The organism is Agromyces sp. P1_H4 (assembly GCF_056405255.1).
Genome location: NZ_JBFUCL010000522.1, coordinates 1 through 1,593 on the forward strand (window position 1 = coordinate 1; position 1,593 = coordinate 1,593).

The 1,593-nt window shown below is 72.0% G+C and carries 2 protein-coding genes; both read left to right on the forward strand.

Features of this window, described 5'->3' with window-relative positions:
• On the forward strand, positions 1-1,410 hold a 1,410-nt coding region (gene aceB / locus AC1DY2_RS19605; protein WP_476763931.1), incomplete at its 5' end, for a malate synthase A.
• 2 nt (positions 1,411-1,412) lie between these two features.
• The coding region (locus tag AC1DY2_RS19610) for a DUF6986 family protein (RefSeq protein WP_476763932.1) at positions 1,413-1,593 on the forward strand (181 nt) is incomplete at its 3' end.

A 1,593-nucleotide genomic window follows, 5' to 3' on the forward strand; every position in this document is an offset into this window, starting at 1 on the left:
GCCGAGACCCGCGCCGCAGACTGGCAGGTGCCGCCGCCGCCGCCGGCGCTCGCCGACCGCCGGGTCGAGATCACCGGTCCGGCATCGCCGGCGAAGATGGCGATCAACGCCCTGAACTCCGGCGCGCGGGTGTGGCTCGCCGACCTCGAGGACGCGTCGAGCCCGACTTGGGCGAACGTGGTGGGGAGCGTGCGCAACCTCCGCGACGCGGCATCCGGAACCCTCGCGTACACCTCGCCCGAGGGCAAGGCCTACGCGCTGCGCGACGACATCCGGCGGCCCACCGTCGTCACCCGCCCGCGTGGCTGGCACCTGCCCGAGAAGCACGTGCTCGTCGACGGTGAGCGCGGCTCGGGCTCCCTCGTCGACTTCGGGCTGCACTACTTCCACACGGCGCGCCAGCTCGTCGACAACGGCGACGGACCGTTCTACTACCTTCCGAAGCTCGAGGGTCGGCTCGAGGCGAGACTCTGGAACGACGTGTTCGTGTACGCGCAGGAGGCGCTGGACCTGCCGCTCGGCACCATTCGGGCCACGGTGCTCATCGAGACCATCCCGGCGGCATTCGAGATGGACGAGATCCTGTGGGAGCTGCGCGAGCACGTGTCGGGCCTGAACGCCGGCCGCTGGGACTACCTGTTCAGCATCATCAAGGTGTTCCGCGACGCCGGACCCGAGTTCGTCGTGCCCGACCGGGCCGACGTGCAGATGACCGCGCCGTTCATGCGCGCCTACACCGAGCTGCTCGTGCAGACCTGCCACCGGCGCGGTGCCGTCGCGATGGGCGGCATGGCGGCGTTCGTGCCGAACCGCGCCGACCCCGAGGCCACCGCCGTCGCCTTCGAGAAGGTGCGGGCCGACAAGACCCGCGAGGCGAACGACGGCTTCGACGGATCCTGGGTCGCCCACCCCGACCTCGTGCCTGTCTGCCGAGAGGTGTTCGACTCGGTGCTCGGCGACCGGCCGAACCAGCTCGACCGGCAGCGGCCAGAGGTCGACGTGTCGGCCGCCGAACTGCTCGACGTCGCCTCGACCGGCGGTGCCGTCACCGAGGCAGGCCTGCGCACGAACCTCTCGGTCGGCGTCGCCTACACGGCCGCCTGGCTCGCTGGCAGCGGTGCGGTCGCCCTGCACAGCCTGATGGAGGATGCGGCAACAGCGGAGATCTCGCGATCGCAGGTGTGGCAGCACCTCCGGCACGGCGTGGTGCTCGCCGACACCGGGCGCACGATGACGCCCGAGCTCGTGCGGGAGGTGTTCGATGAGGAGGTCGCGAAGCTCCGCGCCGAGACGACCCCCGAGCGGTTCGCCGCCTACACCGAGCCCGCCGCACGCCTCGTCGCCGAGCTCTGCCTCGCCGACGAGTACGTCGACTTCCTCACCCTCCCGGCCTACGAACTGCTGGAGTGAGCGTGCGCACCGCCCTCTCGGCCGTCACCCTCGCCGCGATCGACGCCCGGCTCGCCGCGACCGACCGGCTCCTCGCCACGGCCTATCCCGGCGACGACGGCTCCCGCCAGCCGGTGCACACCGTCTACGTGCCCGCCGACCGGTACACGCCCGAGCTCCCCGCGCTGTGGGGACGCGACGCGC